The organism is Streptomyces sp. CNZ287, assembly GCF_007827615.1.
The window spans coordinates 276,896-296,924 of record NZ_VISV01000002.1; the positions used below are offsets into that span (position 1 = coordinate 276,896).

Consider the following 20,029-nt stretch of genomic DNA (forward strand, 5'->3'; position numbering starts at 1 on the left):
CGGGGTATCCGAGGCCATGAGCCTGATGCGCACGCCCAGGGTGCAAGATCATCCCGTTGCGGGTTTCTGCCGTGTCTGGGTCATGCCCTCCCTCGGTGCGACCGGGCTTCATCGCCCGGTGCTGCACCAACGGAATCGCCCAGGCCCGGCTCACGGCGACCGTGCGGACGGCGTCGACCTTGCCGCCGAGGCGGTCGGCGACGGCGTCGGCCGCGGCGAGCCGGCGGCGCCGGCGCCGCCGGCCAGGGCCGCGAGAGCTAAGAGCACGGCCAGCGGGCCGTGACGCGGGTGGACATGGGCTACTCCGATGAGACCTCGAAAATGGGGCCTCGGCGGCCCCTCGGTCTCGTCTAAGACGATCGTCCCGTTGCACTCTCGGTCGGGAGGCGGCGGCCCAGCCGGGCCGCCGGTGGCGGTGTGGTTCCGTCTGGAAGGTGAGACCCGGCGGGCGCCGGAAACTCATCACCCCTCCTCAGGAATCCACCGGCGGGTTGAGCCCCGGTCCGTGGGCGGTCGCAGTCCCGTCTCAGCACCCCCGGGCGGCAGGGCCCGTACCGGCGCACTGTCCGCGTCCGGTACGGGGCCCGCCCCGGCGTCAGCCGCGCGGCTCGTCCCGCTTGTGGAGATCGGGCCCGTCCGCCGCCGCCTGCTCGGCGCGGGCCAGTTCACTGCGGCGGTAGGAGTACGCGAAGTACACGACCATCCCGACCGCGAACCACACGCCGAACCGCAGCCACGTCTCCCACTTCAGGAACGTCACCAGCCAGATCGAGAAGCCGACCCCTATCAGCGGCACGACCGGCATCCCCGGGCAGCGGAACGTCCGCGGCAGGTCCGGCTGCCGGTAGCGCAGCACGATCACCGCGACGCACACCACCACGAACGCCAGCAGGATCCCGATGTTCGTCAGCTCCGCGGCCTCTCCGATCTTCAGGAAGCCCGCGATCAGCGCCGAGCCGACGCCCACGATCCACGTCACCCGCGTCGGCACGTGCCGCGTCCGGTGCGTCTTGGCGAACCACTTCGGCAGCAGACCGTCGCGGCTCATCGAGAACCAGACGCGCGTGACGCCGAGCATGAAGGTGAACATCACCGTGAGGATGCCGATGATCGCTCCCACCGCGATCAGGTTCGCCAGCCAGCCGAGACCCACCGACTCGAACGCCGTGGAGAAGCCGCTCTCCGGGTCGATGCCCTTGTAGTTCTGCATCCCCGTCAGCACCAGCGTCGCGGCCACGTACAGCAGCATCGAGATCGCCAGCGAGTAGAGGATCGCCTTCGGCATGTGCCGCTGCGACTCCTTCGACTCCTCGGCCGCCGTCGACATCGCGTCGTAGCCGAAGACCGCGAAGAACACCGTCGCCGCGCCGGTGAACGCGCCGCCGACGCCGTAGGGGAAGAAGGGGTTGTAGTTGGCGGTGTCGATGTGGAAGACGCCGACCAGGATGACGACGAGCACGACCACGACCTTCAGCACCACCACGACGGTCTCGAAGCGCGCCGCGTTCTTGATCCCGAGGGTCAGCAGGTACGCGACCAGCAGGCACAGCACGACCGCGAACAGGTCGACCTTGTGCCCTTCGCCGGTGCCCGGGGCGCCGAGCATCCACGCCGGCAGGTCGGCGCCCAGGTTCTCCATGAGGAAGGAGAAGTAGCCGGAGATGCCGATGGCCACCACCGCGACGATCGCGGTGTACTCCAGCAGCAGATCCCAGCCGATGAACCACCCGGCGAGTTCGCCGAGGACGGCGTAGCCGTACGTGTACGCCGACCCCGCCTTGGGGATCAGGCCGGCGAACTCCGCGTACGACAGGGCCGCCGCCGCGCTCGCCACCCCCGCGATGAGGAAGGAGACGAGCACGGCGGGGCCCGCCGTACCGTTGGCGACCGCGCCGGCGAGCGCGAAGATGCCCGCGCCGATGATGCCGCCGACGCCGATCGCCGTGAGTTGCCACAGCCCGAGGACCCGGGTGAGCTGTTCGCCGCTCCCGCCCTCGGTCGCCCCGATGTGCTCGATGGGCTTGCGGCGCAGTACGCCGTCCGTGCTCCAGAGCCCTGCCATGGTGCGTCCTCTCCGTCGAGGCCGTTCGATGACAGTGGAGCACGATGACGGATGAGGTGCCTTTCAGGAAGAGGGGCGGGTGCTCACCTTGAAAACCCAGACGTGCTTCCCCGCCCTGCGGGCCGCCGCCGGAACCTCGACGACCAGCGCGCCGCCGTCGACGTCCCAGTTCAGCGGGCGGTCGCCGTAGCCGAGCATGGTGATCTCGTCGCCGGCCCTGACGGGCACCGGGGCCTCGACGACGAGCCGGGGCGAGGGTGCGGCGAGCGAGTGAATGTAGAAGGCGTCGCGCTTCATGGTGAACCGCAGGTCCTCGCCGAGCTGGGCCATGCGCGACCAGTAGGTGGTGCCGTAGATCGCCTCGCCGTTGACGCGCAGCCACTCGCCTGTCTCGCGCAGCCGCCGCTCCATGATCTCGGGGATGGTGCCGTCGGCGCGCGGGCCGATGTCGAGGAGGAAGTTGCCGTTCTTGCTGACGATGTCGACGAGGCTGTGCACGACCTCCTCGGTCGTCATGTATGCGTCGTCGGGCGTCTCGGCGTTGTAGCCGTAGGACCGCGGATCGAGGCCGCGGCTGGCCTCCCACTTGGCGACGACGGTGTTCTCGTACACCTCGTACTCGGGCGTGGTGAAGTCGTGCGGGCCGATGCCGGAGCGGTTGTTGACCGTCACCTCGATCGGCCGCGGGCGGTTCTTGGCGTGGTTGAAGAACTCGGCGAGCACCCGGTGGCTGTCGTTGTCGCCGCCGATGTCGCACCACATGATCTCGGTGTCGTACTCGTGGATCAGCTCCAGCATCTGCCCGGCCTGGTAGTCGCGGACGTAGTCCTGCCCCGGGGCGTAGCCGGTGTAGGGCACGGGCTCCAGGGTGTACGGGTTGCGCGGGGCGTGGCCGTACCAGGGGTTGTCCGGGTTGAACCACTCCGGCATCGAGAAGTACAGCCCGCAGTGCAGGCCGGGGGTGTACCTGCGGGACGCGTCGAAGAGCTCCCTGATCAGGTCGCGGCGCGGGCCCATCGCGACGGAGTTGCGGGTGGAGAGCTTGGTGTCCCAGAGCGCGAAGCCCTCGTGGTGCTTGGAGGTGAGCACGTGGTACTGCGCGCCCGCGTCCCGGAACAGCTCGACCCAGGAGCGCGGGTTGAAGCGCTCGGCCCGGAACATCGGGATGAAGTCGTCGTACGCGAAGTCCTCGCCGTACACCTCCCGGTGGTGCGCGTGCGTCGGGTTGTCCGGCTGGTTCATCTGCTGCCAGTACCACTCCGCGTACTGCTTGCCGACCGGCGCCCAGGCGGGCACCGAGTACACCCCCCAGTGGATGAAGATGCCGAACTTGGCGTCGTTGAACCAGTACGGCGCCTGATGGCTGCTCAGCGACGCGTCGGTGGGCTCGAAGTCGGGCACGCCGAGAGTCAGCGGACGCGTGACCTCGGCGGCCGTGCCGCCCCGCCCGGTGGCGACGACGCGGCCTTCCTGCACGGTGCCCGGCGCCACGCCCGCGCGGTTGCGGATGCCGACCGTGACCCGGGCCTGCTCGCCGGGGCCGAGCCGCGGCACCGCGACGGGCGCGACCGTACGGGCTCCCTCGGTGTCGACGGTGACCGACAGGCCGTCGCGGGCGGCGATCCACACTCCGCCGGCGTTGATCAGCGTTGCCTCGACGGACTGCGCGCCGGAGCGCTCCAGCGAGGTGGTGGTGGAGCGGACGTTGCGCAGCGCGACGGCGCGCCCCTCGGCGACGGGCTGCAGGGAGAGCGCGAAGACGTGCAGCGCCGACTTGTCGGGCTCGGCCCGGTTGATGACCGGCAGGGTGAGCGCGACCGCCTCGCGCACCGGGTCCAGGCCGAGTTCGACGACGGCGATGGAGACCTGGTGCGGGTCCTTGGTGCCGTCGGGGGCGTAGCGGTACGGGGCCCTGAGCGAGCCGCCGCCGGAGTACCAGTCGGGGGCGGACAGTCCCGCGGTGGCGGTGCCGCCGTCGGCGTAGTGCACGGTGGCCTCGCCGGAGGCGGTGCCGTACGAGGAGGAGGCGAGGAAGAGCACGCTCAGGTAGTGGCCCGGGGGCAGTTCGATGCGCTGGCCCATGGCGACGACGTTGTTGGGGGCGCCGGCGCCCGAGCCGGGGAAGTCGAAGGGGAACCCGTCGACCTCGACCGGCCCCGCGGGCAGTTCCTCGCCCGGGTAGGTGTAGCCGCTGCCGTCGAAGTCGCCGCCGCGGGCGTCGGCGGTGTCGACGCCGTCGTTGTCGAAGTGGCCCGTCAGCGGTACCGGTACGGGGTCGGGGACCCGGCCCCAGTCGTCGGCGGTCGCGTTCTCGCCGGCGGCCCCGGCCGGGCCCTGTGGCGCGGCGCCCGCGGCGGTGGGCGCGAGGCCCAGCGCGGAGCCCGCCGCGGTTCCCGCGCCGATCGCCAGCACGTGCCGTCGTGCAAACCCGTTCATCCCGTTCTCCCTCTAGGACCTTGACCCATCCGATGTCTATGGGGGTTGTGTCAGATTCAAGCGCTTGCTGGAGAGGGAACGTAGAGATTCATCGGATGAACGTCAAGGCTCGCCGCAGCGGGCCGCAGCGGGGCGGCGACAGGTGGGGCCGAGCGGCAACGCGCCGGGGCCCGGTGGCGCGAACGCCACCGGGCCCCGGTCGGGTTGATGTGGTCCCGCGGTGCCGGGCACCGCGGGTCGTGCCTCAGCGCACGCCGGTGGGCTCGGGTGCCCGCTCCTCACCGGCCGTCGGCGGCGGCGCGGGGGCCGCGGCGAGCTGCCGGTACAGCTTCTCGCCCTCCACGTCGACGTTCGGCAGGATCCGGTCCAGCCACTTCGGCAGCCACCAGGCGGACGTGCCGATCAGCGCGAGCACCGCGGGAACGATGGTCATGCGAACCAGGAAGGCGTCGAAGAGGACCGCCACCGCCAGGCCGAAGCCCATCATCTTGATCATGGAGTCGCCCGCGCCGATGAAGCCGGCGAAGACGCTGATCATGATGACCGCGGCCGCGGTGACCACCCGGGCGCCGTAGCGGAAGCCGGTGACTACGGCGTCGCCGGCCGACTCCCCGTGGACGTACGCCTCGCGCATCCGGCTGACGAGGAAGACCTCGTAGTCCATGGCCAGACCGAAGACCACGCCGATGAGGAAGATCGGCATCATCGACATGATCGGACCGGTCTCCTCGACCCCCAGCAGCCCGGCCAGCCAGCCCCACTGGAAGACCGCGACGACGGCGCCGAGCGCGGCCAGCACGGAGAAGAGGAAGCCGAGCGCGGCCTTCAGCGGCACCAGCACCGAGCGGAACACCAGCATCAGCAGGACGAACGCCAGGCCGACGACCAGTGCCAGATACGGCACCAGCGCGTCGTCGAGCACCTGCGAGAAGTCGATGATCACGGCCGTGTTGCCGGTGAGGTAGAGCTCGGCACCGGTCTCGTCCTGGAGCGCCGACGCCAGGTCGCGGATCTCGTGGACCAGGTCCTTGGTGTCGGTGTCGCTCGGGCCGGTGGACGGGGTGACCATGACGGTCGCGGTGTCTCCGGCCTCGTTGAACGCCGCGGGGGTGACGGAGACGACGCCGTCCACATCGGAGATCCGCGCGACGGCTTCGTCGGCCGCCTGCTGCGGGTTCTCCGCCTCACCGGCGTCGATGACGCCGGTGACCGGGCCGTTGAAGCCCGGGCCGAACGCCTCGGACAGCATGTCGTACGCCTTGCGCTGCGTCGTGTCCGTCGGCTGGCTGCCCTCGTCCGGCAGGCCCAGCTCCATGCTCGCCACCGGCGCGGCCAGCGCGCCGAGCCCGATGACGGTGGCGGCGAGCACCAGGACCGGGCGCTTGAGCACCCCGCGGGCCCAGCGGGTGCCCATGTTCGGCTTGGCGTCGTGGTCGGACGCCTTCGGAGCGCCGGTCTCCGGGTTGGCCTTGCGCACCTTCTTGCCGTAGATCCGCTTGCCCACGATGCCGAGCGCCGCCGGGACCAGCGTGAGCGCGATGAGCACGGCGAGCGCGACCGTGCCGGCCGCGGCCAGGCCCATCTTCGTCAGGATCGGGATGTTGACGACCGCCAGGCCGGCCAGCGCGATGATCACGGTGAGGCCGGCGAAGACCACCGCGGAACCGGCGGTGCCCACGGCGCGGCCCGCCGCCTCCTCGCGGGAATGGCCGTCCGTCAGCTCCGCCCGGTAGCGGGAGGCGATGAACAGGGCGTAGTCGATGCCGACCGCGAGGCCGATCATCATCGCCAGCGTGGAGGTGGTCGCGGACAGGTCGAACACGGTCGCCAGGGCGGTGATCGAGGAGATGCCGATCCCGACGCCGATCAGCGCGGTGATGATCGGCAGCCCGGCCGCGACCAGCGAACCGAAGGTGATCACGAGCACGACCAGTGCGATGCCGATACCGATGATCTCACCGTTGCCCATGTCGGGCTCGGCCATCACGGCGTCGCCGCCGGCCTCGATGGTCAGCCCGTCGTCGCGCTCCTTCTCCCCCAGGTCGGTGAGGGCTTCGCGGGTCTTGTCCTCGATCTCCATGGACGTGACCTTGTAGTCGACGACCGCGTACGCCGTGGAGCCGTCCTTGCTGACACCCGCGTTGTCCGCGAAGGGGTCGCTGACGGACTCCACCTGGTCGCCCGCGATGCCGTCGAGCACGCCGTCGACAGCCTCGCGGTTGTCGGTGGCGGTGATCTTCTGGCCGTCGGGTGCCTCGAAGACGATGCGGGCCGTCGCGCCGTCGGCGGACTGCCCGGGGAAGCGCTCCTCAAGAAGGTCGAAGGCCTGCTGTGCCTCGGTGCCGGGCAGCGCGAATTCGTCCTCGGGCGGGGTGCCCGCCGTCGCCGCCCCGGCCCCGGCGAGGCCGAAGAGCAGCAGCCATATCAGCGCCGTGATACGGCGCCGCCGGAAGGCTAGCCGACCGAGTTTGTATAGGAAGGTGGCCACGAGCAGGTTCTCCTGATCTCGACGGTGGGTTGTGTTGAACCAGCCCGACGACGAGAGCGGCGTGCGCCAGGTGGAGCCGTGTTCTGTTGTGGTTGGCGAACGACTGGTCAGTTCATATGCAGGGCGGGGAGAATCACTGCGTCGACATAACGGACAAGATAGTCGCTGGTGACCGGCGCGTTCTCGATGAGGGGCCGGGCCAGCATGGCCCCCAGCATCATGTGCGGGACGAACTTCGCGGCGGGGATGTCCGCGGGCAGCTCGCCGCGCGCGACGGCGCGATCGATCAGCTCCTGGAAGGCGGCCAGCTCCGGCTCGATCAGGAGGTGCCGCATGGCCTGCTGCAGTTCCTCGTTGGACTGCTGGGCGAAGGCGACCGCGCGCAGAAGGGCCGAGTCCTTCTCCGCGTTCTGGCACACGCCGTCGGCGAACTGCACGAGGTCTCCGCGCAGCGTGCCGGTGTCGATCCCGGCCGACCTCACCGGCTTGCTGTGCCGGAGCGCCGTGGCGACCAAGTGCGGCTTGGAGTGCCACTGGCGGTAGAGGGTGGCCTTGCTCGACCGCGTACGAGCCGCGACCGCGTCCATGGTGAGGGCCTCGTAGCCGACTTCGCGCAGTTGGTCGAGCACGGCGTCGAAGAGCTCCTGCTCGCGCTCGGCGCTCAGCCGGCTCCGGCGCCCGGTGGTACTGGTGTCCTGCACGACCATCGGGCCCCCTCCCCAGTCAGCGGAACGAAACGGTTTCGTACTCAAAAAATGGTAGCGGCTGTCAGAACCTGTTCGCGCCAATCAGGGTGTGGTTTGCGTCACTCCGTGAAGACGACCCAGACCGGGCCGCGCGCGAATCGCAGCCGCTCGCCGTCGGCGTCGGTGAACTCCGTGCCGCCGCCCGCCGATCGGCGCTCCCAGCGCGCCTCGTACGACCTGCCGCCGCGCAGCACCTCCGCCTTCCCGGTGCTGACGGTCTCGGTGAAGGGGGAGACGTTGCCCGAGCGGTCGCCGAAGCCGGAGCCGTGGATCTTCACATGCTGGACGACGACCGTCGCCGCCGAGAGCCGCCCGCCCGCGACGGTGGCGGCAGGAGTGCCGTCGAAGGAAACCAGCCAGCGCGCTTCCCGTCCTCGTCCCAGGTGAAGCCGAAGCTGGCGGCCGGGTAGCGCACGGTGCGCTCGGCGGTGGCCTCGCCGCCCTTCGGCGCCGGGCCGAAGCGGAAGCCGACGTCCCGTGCCCGGTCCGCGTCCGGCGCCGCGGCCGGCGCCCGCTCCGGCCGGACGAAGAGGTGGTGCGGTACGGGCTTCGCCGGGTCGCGCAGGTACGCGTCGGCGGCCGTGCCCGGCGGCACCGGGAACAGGGGTGCCTCGTCGATGACCGGGAGCAGCTTGGACTGCGCCCCGGAGAAGGCGAGCGCGGGCCTGCCGAACTGCTCCAGGACTTCGAGGTCGGACTCGCGGGCGCTGCGCACCGGGCCGACCCGCTCCGGCAGGTGCGAGGCGTAGACCGCGAGCAGCCGGCTGAGACCGGCTTCCACCCGTTCGACGTAGACGATGTCCGCGTGCTCCAGGCCCGTCTGCGGGCGGCCGGGCTCGGCGTTGTCGACCTTCACGCCCAGGACCGGTCCGCCGCGTCCCGCCAGTCCGGGGAACGGCGAGCCGCTTCCCTGCTCGTCCCGGGGTTTTCCGGGCTTCTGCGTCGCCTCCTCGGTGCATCCGCCCGCGAGCAGCAGCGGCAGCAGCAGGAGTACGGCCGGCAGGGCCGCGGCCGTACGCAGAAGGCGGGCTATGCCGCTGGTGCCCATGGCGCCCCTTCCCCGGGTGAAATGACCCTGATATGCGGCTGTGGCCCGATTCCAGAATCGATCCGCCGGACCGGATAACGCCGGGCGTCCCCGGCCCCGAGTCGTTACCCTGGGGAAATGGACAGCCCCGCCCCCGGGGAAGGGTTCGACACCTCGGACCGTCCGCGAGCTACGCCGGCGCCACCGCGTCCGAACTGCCCACCCGAACAGCCCGGGGTGTCCGCCGCCGACACCCGCCGCCCGGCCAGGGCGGGCTGACCAGTTCACATGACCCGGAGGAGTGCACCTTGACCACCGAAGCCGCACCGGAACGGCATCCTCAGCCCGCGCCCCGGCCGCACCCGCGCCCGCGCGTGCCTGAGGAGTCCCTGACAAGCCTGGACGTGTGGGCGCGCTCGGCCCCCATCCGGCTCGCCGGATACGAGGACGACCCGGCCGACACCGCCGAGCTGCACATCCTGCGCGGCATCGACTGATCCGGCCGGGCCGCCCGCGCCCGCACGCCACGGTGCCCTAGCCGACGAACGTGCGGACCGCCGCCTTGAGGTCGGCGAGCCCCTTCTTGGCGTCGGTGAAGAACATCCCGGTGTTCTCCGCGGTGTACAGCTCGTTGTCGATGCCCGCGTACCCGTGGCCCATCGACCGCTTGATCACCACCACGCTCTTGGCCCGGTCCACGTCCAGGATCGGCATGCCCGAGATCGCGTTGCCCGGCCGCCGCGCGGCCGGGTTGGTGACGTCGTTGGCGCCGATCACGAGCGCCACGTCCGCCTGCGGGAACTCCGGGTTCGCCTCCTCCATCTCCTTGAGCTGCGGATACGGCACGTTCGCCTCGGCCAGCAGCACGTTCATGTGCCCGGGCATCCGGCCGGCCACCGGGTGGATCGCGTACGTGACCTCCACGCCGTGCTCCTCCAGCAGGTCCGCCAGGTCGCCCAGCTCGTGCTGCGCCTGCGCGGCCGCCAGCCCGTACCCCGGCACGATGACGACCTTGCCGGCGTATGCGAGCTGGATCGCCACGTCGTCGACGGAGACCGGCCGCACCTGCACGTCCCCGTCCGTGCCCACGGCCGCCGCCTCGTCGCCGGTGCCGAAGCCGCCGACGATGATGGCCGGAATCGAGCGGTTCATGGCGTCCGCCATCAGCTTGGTGAGGATCGTGCCCGAGGCGCCGACGAGCGCCCCGGCGATGATCAGCGCCGGCTCGTTGAGCACGAAGCCGGCCATGCCGACCGCGGTGCCGGTGAAGGCGTTGAGGAGCGAGATCACCACGGGCATGTCCGCGCCGCCGATCGGCAGCACCATCGTGACGCCGAACGCCAGCCCCGCGAGCGTCAGCAGCGTCAGCGCCGCGACGCTGCCCGGGTCCACCACCAGCCAGACGCCGGCCCCGGCGAAGACCACGGCGAGCCCGGCGTTCAGCGCCCGGGTGCCCGGCAGGACGATCGGCTTGCCCGGGATCACGCCCTGCAGCTTCCCGGCGGCGATCAGCGAGCCGGAGAAGGTGATGGCGCCGATGAGGATGTCGATGCCGCCCGGCACGGTGGTGCGCGCGCCGAGGTCCTCCGGATGCGCGTGCTGGAGTACCTCGACGATGGCGAGCAGCGCGGCGGCGCCGCCGCCGACCGCGTTGAAGAGGCTCACCAACTGCGGCATCGCGGTCATCTCGACGGTACGGGCCAGATACAGCCCGGCGCCGGAGCCGACGATGGTCGCGGAGAGCAGCACCAGCCAGCCGGTCGCCGTGATGTCGCCGCGCTCCGCCAGCAGCACCGCGGTGGCCACGATCGCCACCGCCATGGCAGCGGCCGAGAGGGTGTTGCCGCGGCGGGCGGTGGCGGGGGAGTTCATCAGCCGCAGGCCGAGCACGAAGCACGCGGCGGCGGCCAGCAGCACGTACCGTACGGCGGTCTCGAGATCGCTCACTTCGCCGCACCCCCCTTGGCGCCGCCCGGCGTGGGCCGGGCACGGAACATGTGGAGCATCCGGTCCGTGACGACGTACCCGCCGACGACGTTCATCGCGCCGAACGCGACGGCCACGAACGCCAGCGCGTACTCCAGCGGCTCGTCGGCCAGGGACGTCACCAGCATCGCGCCGATCAGCACGATCCCGTGGATCGAGTTGGCGCCGGACATCAGCGGCGTGTGCAGCGTCGCCGGCACCTTGCTGATCACTTCGAAGCCGACCAGCACGCTGAGCACGAAGATCGTGACGGCGGTGAGCAGATCGAGGTTCACCGGTTCCCTCCGTTCCGCGGGGCGACCGCGTCGCTGACGACCTCGCCGCCGTGCGCGACGACCACGCCGGCCTGGATGTCGTCGTCGAGGTCGATGCGCACCGCCTCGTCGGCCACCAGGTGTGCCAGCAGCGCGCTGATGTTGCGGGCGTACGCGGTGGAGGCGGCCGTCGCCATCACCGACGGCAGGTTGCCCGCACCGATCAGCGTGACGCCGCCGGCGAGCACCGCGGTCTTGTCCGGCTCGGAGAGCTCCACGTTGCCGCCGAGTTCGCTGGCGGCCATGTCCACCACCACCGAGCCCGGTCGCATCTGCTCCAGCGCCTCGGCCGTGACCATCAGCGGCGGCTTGCGGCCCGGCACCCGGGCGGTGGTGATCACCACGTCGAAGCGCGGCACCGCCGCCGTCAGCGCGGCGAGCTGCGCCCGCTGCTCCTCGTCGGTGAGCACGCGCGCGTAGCCGCCCTCGCCGGCCGCCGAGGCCACGCCCTCCAGCTCCAGGAACTTCGCGCCCAGCGACTCGATCTCGCCCTTTGCCGCGGGCCGGACGTCGTACGCGGTGACGATCGCGCCGAGCCGGCGGGCGGTGGCGATGGCCTGCAGCCCGGCGACGCCCGCGCCGAGCACGAGGACGGCGGCGGGCTTCGAGGTGCCCGCCGCCGTCGTCAGCATCGGAAAGTACCGGTCGTAACTGTCGGCGGCGAGCAGCACCGCCTTGTATCCCGCGACGTTGGCCTGGGAGGTCAGCGCGTCCATCGTCTGGGCCCGGCTGAGCGTACGGGGCAGCAGGTCGAGGCTGACGACGGTCACCCCCCGGGCGGCCAGCTCGCCGATCAGGGTGGCCTGGCGGAGCGGGTCGAGCATGCCGATGAGCGTCTGCCCGGAGCGCAGGGCGGCGGCGGTCTCGCGGTCGGGCGGTGCGACGCAGAGCACGACGTCGGCCCGGCGGATCAGCTCGTCCGCGCCGACGACCTCGGCCTCCGCGGCCGTGTAGTCGGCGTCGGTGAACCAGGCGCTCGTGCCCGCGCCGGTCTCGACGAGGACGTCGACACCCGACCGGCGCACACGGGTGACGACTTCGGGGGTGAGGGCGACGCGGCGCTCATCCGGCGCGCGCTCCCTCAGGACCCCCGCGGTGACGGCTTGGGCTCCCATGCTTCTCGCTCCCTCTTGGGCGAATTGCGGGCGACCTCAGGGTGCTGCCCTCGGTGCGCGGTGGGGACACCTCGGGCAGTGGTGATGCGGGTGTGCGTTGGCGGTGCGGTGGTGGCGCGGTGTGCGGTGGTGGTGCCGGGACGGGCACGCTATCGGATAACCGTTCCGTTCGGACCGCCCCGGACGTGCGGTTCCTGCGGATCGCGACCGGCGGACGGGCCGGTCCCGACCGGGAGCTGAGCCAGGCTCTCGCCGGCCGCGAGCCGGCGCACGAGGGCCTGGAAAGTGGGGCAGCGGGTGAAGTCGTGCGCCTCGCACTCCAGCGCGTGGTCGATCATCGCCTTCGACCGCTCGATCTCCCGCATCCGCTCCTGAAGCTCCTCCCGGTGCCGTGCCAGCAGCGCGTGCCGGTCGCCGGGGCCCTGCGCGGCGAAGAGCTCGCGCAGTTGCTCCAGGCTGAGCCCGCCGCGCTTGCCGCCGATGATCATGGCGACCCGGGAGATATGGTCGGAGGTGTAGCGCCGGCGGCCGTTCACGCGCTCCGCCGGGGTGAGCAGGCCCATGGCCTCCCAGTGCCGCAGCACGTGGGCGGCGAGGCCGAAGCGGCCGGCCAGCTCGCCGATGGTCATGGACTCGTCCGACTTCATGTTCACATTAACTTGCAGAGTCGGCGCGGAGTCAAGGGCGGAGACCCGGGTACGACGTGATGGCCGCGGGCACCGGGCCGGCCGAACTGCGCCGGGCGGGTGAGGGCGTCCGATTCGTTCAAGACGCGCGTGCGGGACCGTTCCTAGGGTCGGGGCCATGACCGCACGATTCGACGCCATCGGAATGGTGACCGCCGACATGGCCGCCACCCTCGCCTTCTACCGCCTGCTCGGCCTGGACATCCCCGGCGACGCCGACGGGCAGCCGCACGTCGAGGCCGCACTACCCGGCGGGCTGCGCCTGATGTGGGACGCGGAAGAGACGATCAAGTCCTTCGCGCCCGACTTCGAGCCGCCGACCGGGGAGGGGCGCATCGGCCTCGCCTTCCGCTGCGAGGGCCCCGCCGACGTGGACGCGACGTACGCGATGCTCACCGAGGCGGGGTACAAGTGCGCCATGGCGCCCTGGGACGCCGAGTGGGGCCAGCGCTACGCGCAGGTGCACGACCCGGACGGCAACGGCGTCGACCTCTTCGCCCCGCTCGGCTGACCGCCGCGCCCGCGGGGGCCCGGGGCCGGGGTGGCCGCGGCCCGGGCCGGGGTGCAGGTCAGAGCAGGGCCGTCAGCGGCACCCCGGTCAGCGCCCGCATCTCGCGCGCCAGGTGCGCCTGGTCCGCGTACCCCGCCAGCGCCGCCGCCGCGGCCGGGGGCGTACCCGCCCTGGCCAGCGCCAGCGCGCGGTTCATCCGCAGCACCCGGGCCAGGGTCTTCGGCCCGTACCCGAAGGCCGCGAGGCTGCGCCGGTGCAACTGCCGTTCGCCGAGCCCCACCGCCCCCGCGACCTCGGCCACCGGCCGGCCCGCCGCCAGCGCCGCGACCACCGCCGGCACGTACGGCTCCGGCGGCTCCGCGTCCGCCAGCCGGGCCCGCGCCAGCGCCTCCAGCGCCGCGCCCGGGTCCGCCGCCCCGGCGACCCGCTCCGCCGCGATCCGGGCCCGCCGTTCGCCCCACAGGTCCGCCAGCGGCACCCGCAGGTTCCGCAGCTCGTACGCGGGCGCGCCCAGCACCGCCGGGCCCTGCCCGGGGGCGAAGCGCAGCCCGGTGTACGTGTCGCCCGCGGCCGCGGTGCCGACGTGCGCCACCGTGTCGGGGCCCGCGGCGAGCAGCCCGCCGGGCGTGAGGATCAGGTCGGTGCCGCCGTCCGGGAGCACCCGGTACGGGCCCGGGCGGACGTCCCGGCGGTGCCAGACGACCGCGCCGCCGAGCAGCACCGGTCTCTCCTCGTACATCACTCCAGGATGCCGCAGACTGGGAGGCATGCCCGAGCTTCCCGAAGTCGAAGCGCTCAGCGGATTCCTCACCGAGCACCTGGTGGGGCGGTACATCGCCCGGGTGCAGCCGGTCGCGATCAGTGTGCTCAAGACGTACGACCCGCCGCTCACCGCGCTGGAGGGCGCCGAGGTCACGGCCGTCGGGCGGCACGGCAAGTTCCTGGACCTCACGGTCGCCGACGAGCTGCACCTGGTGATCCATCTGGCCCGGGCCGGCTGGCTGCAGTGGAAGGACAAGCTGCCGGCCGCGCCGCCGCGTCCCGGCAAGGGCCCGCTGGCGCTGCGGGTGCGGCTGGCCGAGCCGGAGGGCGCGGGCTTCGACCTCACCGAGGCGGGCACCCAGAAGCGCCTCGCGGTCTACTGCGTACGGGATCCGCGGGACGTGCCCGGCGTCGCCCGGCTGGGGCCCGACCCGCTGGACGCGGCGTTCACGGCGGAGGCGTTCGCGGGGCTGCTGGCGGGCGAGCGGCGGCAGATCAAGGGCGTGCTGCGGGACCAGTCGACGATCGCCGGGATCGGCAACGCGTACTCCGACGAGATCCTGCACGTCGCGAAGCTCTCCCCGTACAAGCTCGCCGCGAACCTCACCGACGAGGAGACCGCCGTGCTCTACGCGGCGATCGGCGACACCTTGCGCGGCGCCGTCGAGCGCTCCCGCGGCGTGGCCGCGGGGCGGTTGAAGGCGGAGAAGAAGAGCGGGCTGCGGGTGCACGGGCGGGCCGGGGAGAAATGCCCGGTCTGCGGCGACACGATCCGCGAGGTGTCGTTCGCCGACTCGGCGCTGCAGTACTGCCCCACCTGCCAGACCGGCGGCAAGCCGCTGGCCGACCGGAGGATGTCCCGGCTGCTGAAGTGAGCGCGGCCGCGGCGGGCTGCCGGCCGCGGAGGGCCGTCAGGAGCCGCCCGCGTCCTCCAGCCGGAAGCCCACCTTCAGGCACACCTGCCAGTGCGCCACGGCGCCGTTCTCCAGTTGCCCGCGCACCTGGGTGACCTCGAACCAGTCGAGGTTGCGCAGCGTCTGCGAGGCGCGCGCGACGCCGTTGCGGACGGCGTCGTCGACACCGGTGTGGGAGGAGCCGACGATCTCGGTGAGGCGGTACGTGTGATCGCTCATGAACCCACCGTGCCGCAGACCCGCCGGGCCCGCGACACGGACGGCGCCCGGCCGGCGGCGGTTACGGCACCACGGTGACCGGCCAGCGGCCCGCCTTGACCAGGCGCACCGCCACCGAGCCGACGAGCCGGTGCCCCGCCTGCTCCGAGGCGCCGACGATCACCGCGTCCGCCGTGAGGTCCTGCGCCGCCTGCACCAGCCCCGTGTACGCGTCACCGTGCAGGGTGTGGAACTCCCAGCGCACGTCGAACAACCCGCGCAACTGAGCCACCGCCTGCCGGATCTCCGCCACCAGCTCCTCGGCGACCTCCGCCGTCGTGCCCGCCACCGGCGCGCCGAGCGCCGCCGCGGCGGCCAGCGTCGGCTGCACGTACACCACCGCGAGCAGCGAGCCCTGCCGCCGGGCCAGCCCCGCGGCGTAGGCGGCGGCGCGCCAGGAGGTGTCGGAGCCGTCGACGCCGACGAGGATCACCTTGGGGCCGTCGGTGCCGCGCTCGAAGCCGGACGCGGCCCCGGGCCGGTCTCCCGGGCGGTCGTCCGGGCGCTCCCCGGTCCCGTCCCCGGACCCGCCCGCCGACCTCTTCTCTGACCTGTCGTCGAGGTTGCCCCCGGTGCCGGCTTCGCTCACAACCCGGACGGTACCCGACGCGCCGCACGGCGGGCACGCTCCGGTACGGTGCGCGCGGCCGGGCGGTGCGGTTGACTGCGGGCATGACGCACTCCCACCCGCCGGCCGGTGCACCCGCGGATCTGCGGCTCGCCCAGCCGGCCGGGCGCTGGCTGCTGACCGCGGTGGTGATCGGCTCGGGCATCACCTTCCTCGACGCCACCGTCGTCAACGTCGCGCTGCCCACCATCGGCGACGAACTCGGCGCCTCCCTCGGCGGTCTGCAGTGGACCGTCAACGGCTACACCCTCACCCTCGCCGCGCTCATCCTCCTCGGCGGCGCCCTCGGCGACCGCTACGGCCGCCGCCGGATCTTCATCTTCGGCACCGTGTGGTTCGCGGTGGCCTCGCTGCTCTGCGCGCTGGCGCCCAACGTCGGCATCCTCATCGCCGCCCGCACCCTCCAGGGCATCGGCGGCGCGCTGCTGACGCCCGGCTCCCTCGCCCTCATCCAGGCTTCCTTCGCCCCCGAGGACCGGGCCCGCGCGATCGGCGTCTGGTCGGGGCTCGCCGGCATCGCGAGCGCCCTCGGCCCGCTGCTCGGCGGCTGGCTGGTGGAGGCGGCGAGCTGGCGGTGGGTGTTCGCCATCAACGTGCCGCTGGCCGCCGTCGTCGTGGCCGTCGCCGCCCGGCACGTACCCGAGAGCCGCGACGAGACGGCCACGGGACGCTTCGACTGGACCGGCGCCGCGCTCGGCGCGCTCGGCCTGGCGGGCGTGACGTACGCCCTGATCGCCGCGCCCGGGAAGGGCGTCTCGGCGCTGCTGCTGGCCGCGAGCAGCGCCGTGGGGGTGGCGAGCCTCGCGGCGTTCGTGTGCGTCCAGCGGCGCAGCAGCCACCCGATGCTGCCCACCGGGATCTTCGGCTCCCGCCAGTTCACCGCGGCGAACCTGGTCACGTTCGTCGTCTACGCCGCCCTCGGCGGGGTGACCTTCTTCCTCGTGCTGGACCTGCAGATCGCCGCCGGCTACTCGCCGATCGCCGCGGGCTCCGCGCTGCTGCCGGTGACGCTCATCATGCTGGCGCTCTCGGAGCGGTCGGGAAAGCTGTCGGAGCGCATCGGGCCGCGCATCCCGATGACGGTCGGCCCGGCGATCTGCGCCGGCGGGCTGCTGCTGATGCTGCGCATCGGCGGCCCCGGCGACAACGTGTCGTACGTACGCGAGGTGCTGCCCGGCGTGGTGCTCTTCGGCTTCGGCCTGGCGACGACGGTCGCGCCGCTCACCGCCACCGTCCTCGGCGCGGTGGAGGACAGGCACTCCGGCATCGCCTCCGGCGTCAACAACGCGGTGGCCCGCGCCGCGGGCCTGCTCGCCGTCGCCGCGCTGCCGCTCGCCGCCGGGCTCTCCGGCAACGACTACCGCAACCCCGGGGCGTTCGGCGACGGCTTCCGCGTCGCGCTGCTCATCTGCGCCGCGCTGCTCGCGGGCGGGGCCGTGCTGTCGTGGCTGACGATCCGCTCGCCGAAGAAGCCGGCGGTACCGGCGGAACCGCCGTGCCACGTGCACTGCGCGGTGGCGGGCCCGCCGCTGCAGTCCCTGATCGAGGACCCGCCCGCCACCGACCCCGAGGAGCCGGAACGCCCTTAGGCCCCGGACGCCGGTTCGGAGGCGGTACGGCTCGGCGACTCGAGTGGGGGACGGGCCTGCCGTCTAGTCGGCCGGTCCGTAGACCAGGTGCAGCACGCCGGAGGCGAACGCCCTGGAGTCGAGCAGCTTCAGGGGGATCCTGGTGCCGCCCTCGTCGAAGAGCCGCTCGCCCTGGCGCACCGCCACGGGGTGGACCAGCAGGTGCAGTTCGTCCAGCAGGCCGTGCGCGAGCAGTTCGCGGATCACGGAGACCGAGCCGCCGATGGAGACGTTCCCGCCGGGCTCCTTCTTGAGCGCGGTCACGCCGGTGACCAGGTCGCCCTGGAGCTTCTCGGAGTTGCGCCAGCTCAGGTCGACCTCGCCGCGGCTGACGACGATCTTGCGGGCGTCGCCGAGGATCTTCGCGAACCCGGCGTCCTCGTCGTCGGTCCCCTCCCGCTGCGGCCACGCCTCCGCGAAGCTCTCGTAGGTCTTGCGGCCGTAGAGCATGGTGTCGGACATCAGCCCGCCGACCGCCTCGCCCATCTCGTCGTCGAAGTAGGACATGTGCCACTGGTCGGGCGCCTCCACGACGCCGTCGAGGGAGATGAACAGGCTGGCAACGATCTTTCTCACGAGAGGCTCCAGAAGGCGGGGGGTCGGCGGACGTGCAGTCCGTCGGGACGTTAGCGGCCGCCGGGCCGTCAGGTCTTGTACAGAAGCGCCAGCGGCCGCGCGGGCCGCGGGTCGTTCCGCAACTGTCCCGCGGTCCGGCCGATGAAGCGGCTGAGCGCGTGGGCCAGATGGGGTTCGTCGTAGTAGCCGAGGCGGTGCACCACGTCGTCGGCCGCCGTGCCCTCGCGGAGCAGCACCGCGGCGTGCCGCGCCCGTTCTATCTGCCGGGCGGCGCCGTGGGTGAACCCGGTCGCGGCCTGGAAGCGCCGCTGCGCGGTGCGCGCGGAGACGTCCGGCGTGCCGCCGCGCATCAGGTCGCTGACGAGCGGGTCGCGGGCGAGCACGCCGGCGCGCACCAGCCGGTCCGCGAACGCCTCGGCGTCGTCGGGCCCCGGCACCGGCCAGTGGGAGCCCTTCAGCCAGAACGACCTGTGCGTCGCGCCGGGTATGTCCACCCCGCCGTCGACGAGCAGGGGCGCCGGCAGATGCGTCAGCGAGGTGCCCAGCGCGAAGGTGATGCCGAAGAACGCCGCCTCCTCGGGCACCGGCGCCGTGCTCGTCCGCGACTCGGGGCCCGCCACCGCGGCCTGGAACCCGGCGCGCGACTCCCAGAACACCAGGTCCCAGCAGGCCGACGCGACCGCCGTCATCCGGTCGACGCCCTCGCTGCGGCTGCGCCAGACGTATGACACGTACGGTGAGTCCGACGCCCGTCCCTCGATCTCCAGCCCCATCGCGCCCCTTGCGACAACCGGCACCCCGCGCGGGCGCGCTCCCACCGTGCAGTCTGGCACGCGCCACCGACACCGGCCCGGCGGCGGACAGCGGGACGGGCGCGCGGCGGTCGCCCCGGACCGTCTCCGCCGCCGCGAAGCCCCGTGCGGCGTACGGGTGTTGCCCGCGGCGGCGCGCACCCCCCGGAGCAGGGCTTTTATACCCGCTTTCGCGGCCCGGTGCTTCGATGCGGGCCGCGAACGATCCACCGAGATCCCTGAGGGGGACCCCTTGAGACGTCTCGCCACGGCCCTGGCCGCCGTCCTGGCAGGTGCGGTCGCGCTGACCCCGCTCGCCCAGGCCGCCGCGCCCGCGGCCGCGCCCGACCCCGCGCCCGGCGGGCCGCAGCGCCCGTACGAACCGGATGTGGAGGGCACCGACAACATCGACACCCTGGACGTCACCGCGACCCGCGGACCCGGGCGGAGCGTGACCGTCGCCTTCGACCGGCGCAGCCGCGCCGCCGAGGGGACGACGCCCGTCGCGGCCCGCCGCTTCGTCTTCCTCTTCGACAGCTCCGTCAGCCTCCGCCCGGAGTCCTTCCCGACCTGCGCCCGCGCCGTCGTCGAAGCCGGCGGCGTGGCAGCCTGCCCGCCCGGCTCACTCGTCGGCGAGGGCCTCGGCACCTGGCCGGACGGCTCGGAGCACGAGGTGACCGTCGTCAACACGCGCGTCGACGGCACGCCAGGGGTGCTCGTGGTCATCCCCGGCGCCGGCTCGATCCTGGAGCAGACCTTCGAGCGCGTGGCGGATCCGTACCGCGGCGACTACCGGTGGGCGGCCGACGAGATCCTGCCGCCCAGCCCGGTGCCGCCGGGGGAGCGCGTGGGCACCACCCGCTTCCAGCTGTCGTTCGGCGCGACCCGCGAGGACCGCGGCCGCACCGTCGGCTTCGTCGAGACGACGGCGCGGCCCGGCGACGAGCTGCGGTTCGGGCTGTGGAGCGAGTTCGTCACCGGCCAGGTCGTGCTGCCCACGGCGACGGTGCGGCTACGGCCCTGACCTCCTCCCGGCCGGGGCCTGTATCCCGTACGGGCCCCGGCCGGGGTCGTGGTGTGCGCAAGAAGCCACCAAGAAAT

General features: G+C 72.7%; 18 protein-coding genes and 1 pseudogene. 5 read left to right on the plus strand and 14 right to left on the minus strand.

What is annotated here, in order from left to right; translation table 11 throughout:
* Positions 1-595: 595 nt before the first annotated feature.
* The 5 genes and pseudogenes from FB457_RS05435 to FB457_RS05455 form a co-directional block, all read right to left on the minus strand.
* A complete protein-coding gene (locus FB457_RS05435) occupies positions 596-2,062 on the minus strand; it encodes an amino acid permease (RefSeq protein WP_047014632.1) in 1,467 nt (488 codons plus the stop codon).
* A gap of 63 nt (positions 2,063-2,125) precedes the next feature.
* Positions 2,126-4,498, minus strand: coding sequence for an alpha-L-fucosidase (locus FB457_RS05440; protein WP_486588926.1), 2,373 nt, complete (start codon positions 4,496-4,498; stop codon positions 2,126-2,128).
* Positions 4,499-4,742: 244 nt separating this feature from the next.
* Positions 4,743-6,986, minus strand: a complete 2,244-nt coding sequence (locus tag FB457_RS05445) for an MMPL family transporter (protein WP_145781007.1) — start codon at positions 6,984-6,986, stop codon at positions 4,743-4,745.
* A gap of 107 nt (positions 6,987-7,093) precedes the next feature.
* Positions 7,094-7,693 (minus strand): TetR/AcrR family transcriptional regulator, encoded by a 600-nt coding sequence (locus tag FB457_RS05450; RefSeq protein WP_047014629.1) that lies wholly within the window; start codon positions 7,691-7,693, stop codon positions 7,094-7,096.
* Between the two features lie 98 nt (positions 7,694-7,791).
* A pseudogene (locus FB457_RS05455) lies at positions 7,792-8,780 on the minus strand (DUF3048 domain-containing protein).
* Between the two features lie 287 nt (positions 8,781-9,067).
* On the opposite strand from FB457_RS05455, the gene FB457_RS05460 reads away from it, so the two are divergent.
* Complete coding sequence (locus tag FB457_RS05460; RefSeq protein WP_047014628.1) at positions 9,068-9,256, plus strand: hypothetical protein; 189 nt, start codon at positions 9,068-9,070, stop codon at positions 9,254-9,256.
* A 37-nt stretch (positions 9,257-9,293) separates the two neighbouring features.
* Here the strand turns inward: FB457_RS05460 and FB457_RS05465 are convergent, their stop codons facing one another.
* From FB457_RS05465 to FB457_RS05480, 4 genes are all read right to left on the minus strand, one after another.
* The gene (locus tag FB457_RS05465) at positions 9,294-10,706 is read right to left on the minus strand and encodes an NAD(P)(+) transhydrogenase (Re/Si-specific) subunit beta (RefSeq protein ID WP_145781009.1); all 1,413 of its coding nucleotides are present in this window, start codon (positions 10,704-10,706) and stop codon (positions 9,294-9,296) included.
* Positions 10,703-11,020 (minus strand): NAD(P) transhydrogenase subunit alpha part 2, encoded by a 318-nt coding sequence (locus tag FB457_RS05470; RefSeq protein ID WP_047014626.1) that lies wholly within the window; start codon positions 11,018-11,020, stop codon positions 10,703-10,705. The genes FB457_RS05465 and FB457_RS05470 overlap by 4 nt, the downstream gene beginning before the upstream one ends.
* Positions 11,017-12,174, minus strand: a complete 1,158-nt coding sequence (locus tag FB457_RS05475) for an NAD(P) transhydrogenase subunit alpha (RefSeq protein ID WP_047014625.1) — start codon at positions 12,172-12,174, stop codon at positions 11,017-11,019. The genes FB457_RS05470 and FB457_RS05475 overlap by 4 nt, the downstream gene beginning before the upstream one ends.
* A gap of 149 nt (positions 12,175-12,323) precedes the next feature.
* Positions 12,324-12,821 (minus strand): MerR family transcriptional regulator, encoded by a 498-nt coding sequence (locus tag FB457_RS05480; RefSeq protein WP_486588927.1) that lies wholly within the window; start codon positions 12,819-12,821, stop codon positions 12,324-12,326.
* Positions 12,822-12,978: 157 nt separating this feature from the next.
* Here FB457_RS05480 and FB457_RS05485 point away from each other — a divergent pair, with 157 nt between their 5' ends.
* Entirely contained in the window at positions 12,979-13,371 is a 393-nt protein-coding gene (locus tag FB457_RS05485) for a VOC family protein (protein WP_186461929.1), read from the plus strand.
* A gap of 58 nt (positions 13,372-13,429) precedes the next feature.
* On the opposite strand, the gene FB457_RS05490 is transcribed toward FB457_RS05485, so the two are convergent.
* Entirely contained in the window at positions 13,430-14,110 is a 681-nt protein-coding gene (locus FB457_RS05490; RefSeq protein ID WP_145781011.1) for a helix-turn-helix domain-containing protein, read from the minus strand.
* Positions 14,111-14,138: 28 nt separating this feature from the next.
* Here FB457_RS05490 and FB457_RS05495 point away from each other — a divergent pair, with 28 nt between their 5' ends.
* Positions 14,139-15,008 carry an Fpg/Nei family DNA glycosylase gene (locus FB457_RS05495; protein ID WP_047014622.1) on the plus strand — a complete coding sequence of 290 codons (870 nt, stop codon included), beginning with the start codon at positions 14,139-14,141 and terminating at the stop codon, positions 15,006-15,008.
* A gap of 36 nt (positions 15,009-15,044) precedes the next feature.
* Here the strand turns inward: FB457_RS05495 and FB457_RS05500 are convergent, their stop codons facing one another.
* A complete protein-coding gene (locus FB457_RS05500; protein ID WP_047014621.1) occupies positions 15,045-15,266 on the minus strand; it encodes a dodecin in 222 nt (73 codons plus the stop codon).
* Positions 15,267-15,327: 61 nt separating this feature from the next.
* Positions 15,328-15,738 carry a universal stress protein gene (locus FB457_RS05505; RefSeq protein ID WP_047019739.1) on the minus strand — a complete coding sequence of 137 codons (411 nt, stop codon included), beginning with the start codon at positions 15,736-15,738 and terminating at the stop codon, positions 15,328-15,330.
* Positions 15,739-15,977: 239 nt separating this feature from the next.
* Between FB457_RS05505 and FB457_RS05510 the strand changes: the two genes are divergently transcribed.
* Positions 15,978-17,522, plus strand: a complete 1,545-nt coding sequence (locus FB457_RS05510) for a DHA2 family efflux MFS transporter permease subunit (protein WP_145781013.1) — start codon at positions 15,978-15,980, stop codon at positions 17,520-17,522.
* Positions 17,523-17,585: 63 nt separating this feature from the next.
* Here the strand turns inward: FB457_RS05510 and FB457_RS05515 are convergent, their stop codons facing one another.
* Positions 17,586-18,137, minus strand: coding sequence for a dihydrofolate reductase family protein (locus FB457_RS05515; protein WP_047014619.1), 552 nt, complete (start codon positions 18,135-18,137; stop codon positions 17,586-17,588).
* Between the two features lie 68 nt (positions 18,138-18,205).
* Entirely contained in the window at positions 18,206-18,910 is a 705-nt protein-coding gene (locus tag FB457_RS05520; RefSeq protein WP_145781015.1) for a helix-turn-helix domain-containing protein, read from the minus strand.
* A gap of 271 nt (positions 18,911-19,181) precedes the next feature.
* Between FB457_RS05520 and FB457_RS05525 the strand changes: the two genes are divergently transcribed.
* Entirely contained in the window at positions 19,182-19,952 is a 771-nt protein-coding gene (locus tag FB457_RS05525) for a hypothetical protein (protein WP_047014617.1), read from the plus strand.
* The last annotated feature ends 77 nt before the right edge of the window (positions 19,953-20,029 follow it).

Excerpts from the sequence above, each read along its gene's own strand:
- FB457_RS05435 (WP_047014632.1), bottom strand. The coding sequence starts at position 2,062 with ATGGCAGGGCTCTGGAGCACGGACGGCGTACTGCGCCGCAAGCCCATC.
- FB457_RS05440 (WP_486588926.1), bottom strand. The coding sequence starts at position 4,498 with ATGAACGGGTTTGCACGACGGCACGTGCTGGCGATCGGCGCGGGAACC.
- FB457_RS05450 (WP_047014629.1), bottom strand. The coding sequence starts at position 7,693 with ATGGTCGTGCAGGACACCAGTACCACCGGGCGCCGGAGCCGGCTGAGC.
- FB457_RS05475 (WP_047014625.1), bottom strand. The coding sequence starts at position 12,174 with ATGGGAGCCCAAGCCGTCACCGCGGGGGTCCTGAGGGAGCGCGCGCCG.
- FB457_RS05480 (WP_486588927.1), bottom strand. The coding sequence starts at position 12,821 with ATGAAGTCGGACGAGTCCATGACCATCGGCGAGCTGGCCGGCCGCTTC.
- FB457_RS05485 (WP_186461929.1), top strand. The coding sequence starts at position 12,979 with ATGACCGCACGATTCGACGCCATCGGAATGGTGACCGCCGACATGGCC.
- FB457_RS05490 (WP_145781011.1), bottom strand. The coding sequence starts at position 14,110 with ATGTACGAGGAGAGACCGGTGCTGCTCGGCGGCGCGGTCGTCTGGCAC.
- FB457_RS05495 (WP_047014622.1), top strand. The coding sequence starts at position 14,139 with ATGCCCGAGCTTCCCGAAGTCGAAGCGCTCAGCGGATTCCTCACCGAG.
- FB457_RS05500 (WP_047014621.1), bottom strand. The coding sequence starts at position 15,266 with ATGAGCGATCACACGTACCGCCTCACCGAGATCGTCGGCTCCTCCCAC.
- FB457_RS05510 (WP_145781013.1), top strand. The coding sequence starts at position 15,978 with ATGACGCACTCCCACCCGCCGGCCGGTGCACCCGCGGATCTGCGGCTC.
- FB457_RS05520 (WP_145781015.1), bottom strand. The coding sequence starts at position 18,910 with ATGGGGCTGGAGATCGAGGGACGGGCGTCGGACTCACCGTACGTGTCA.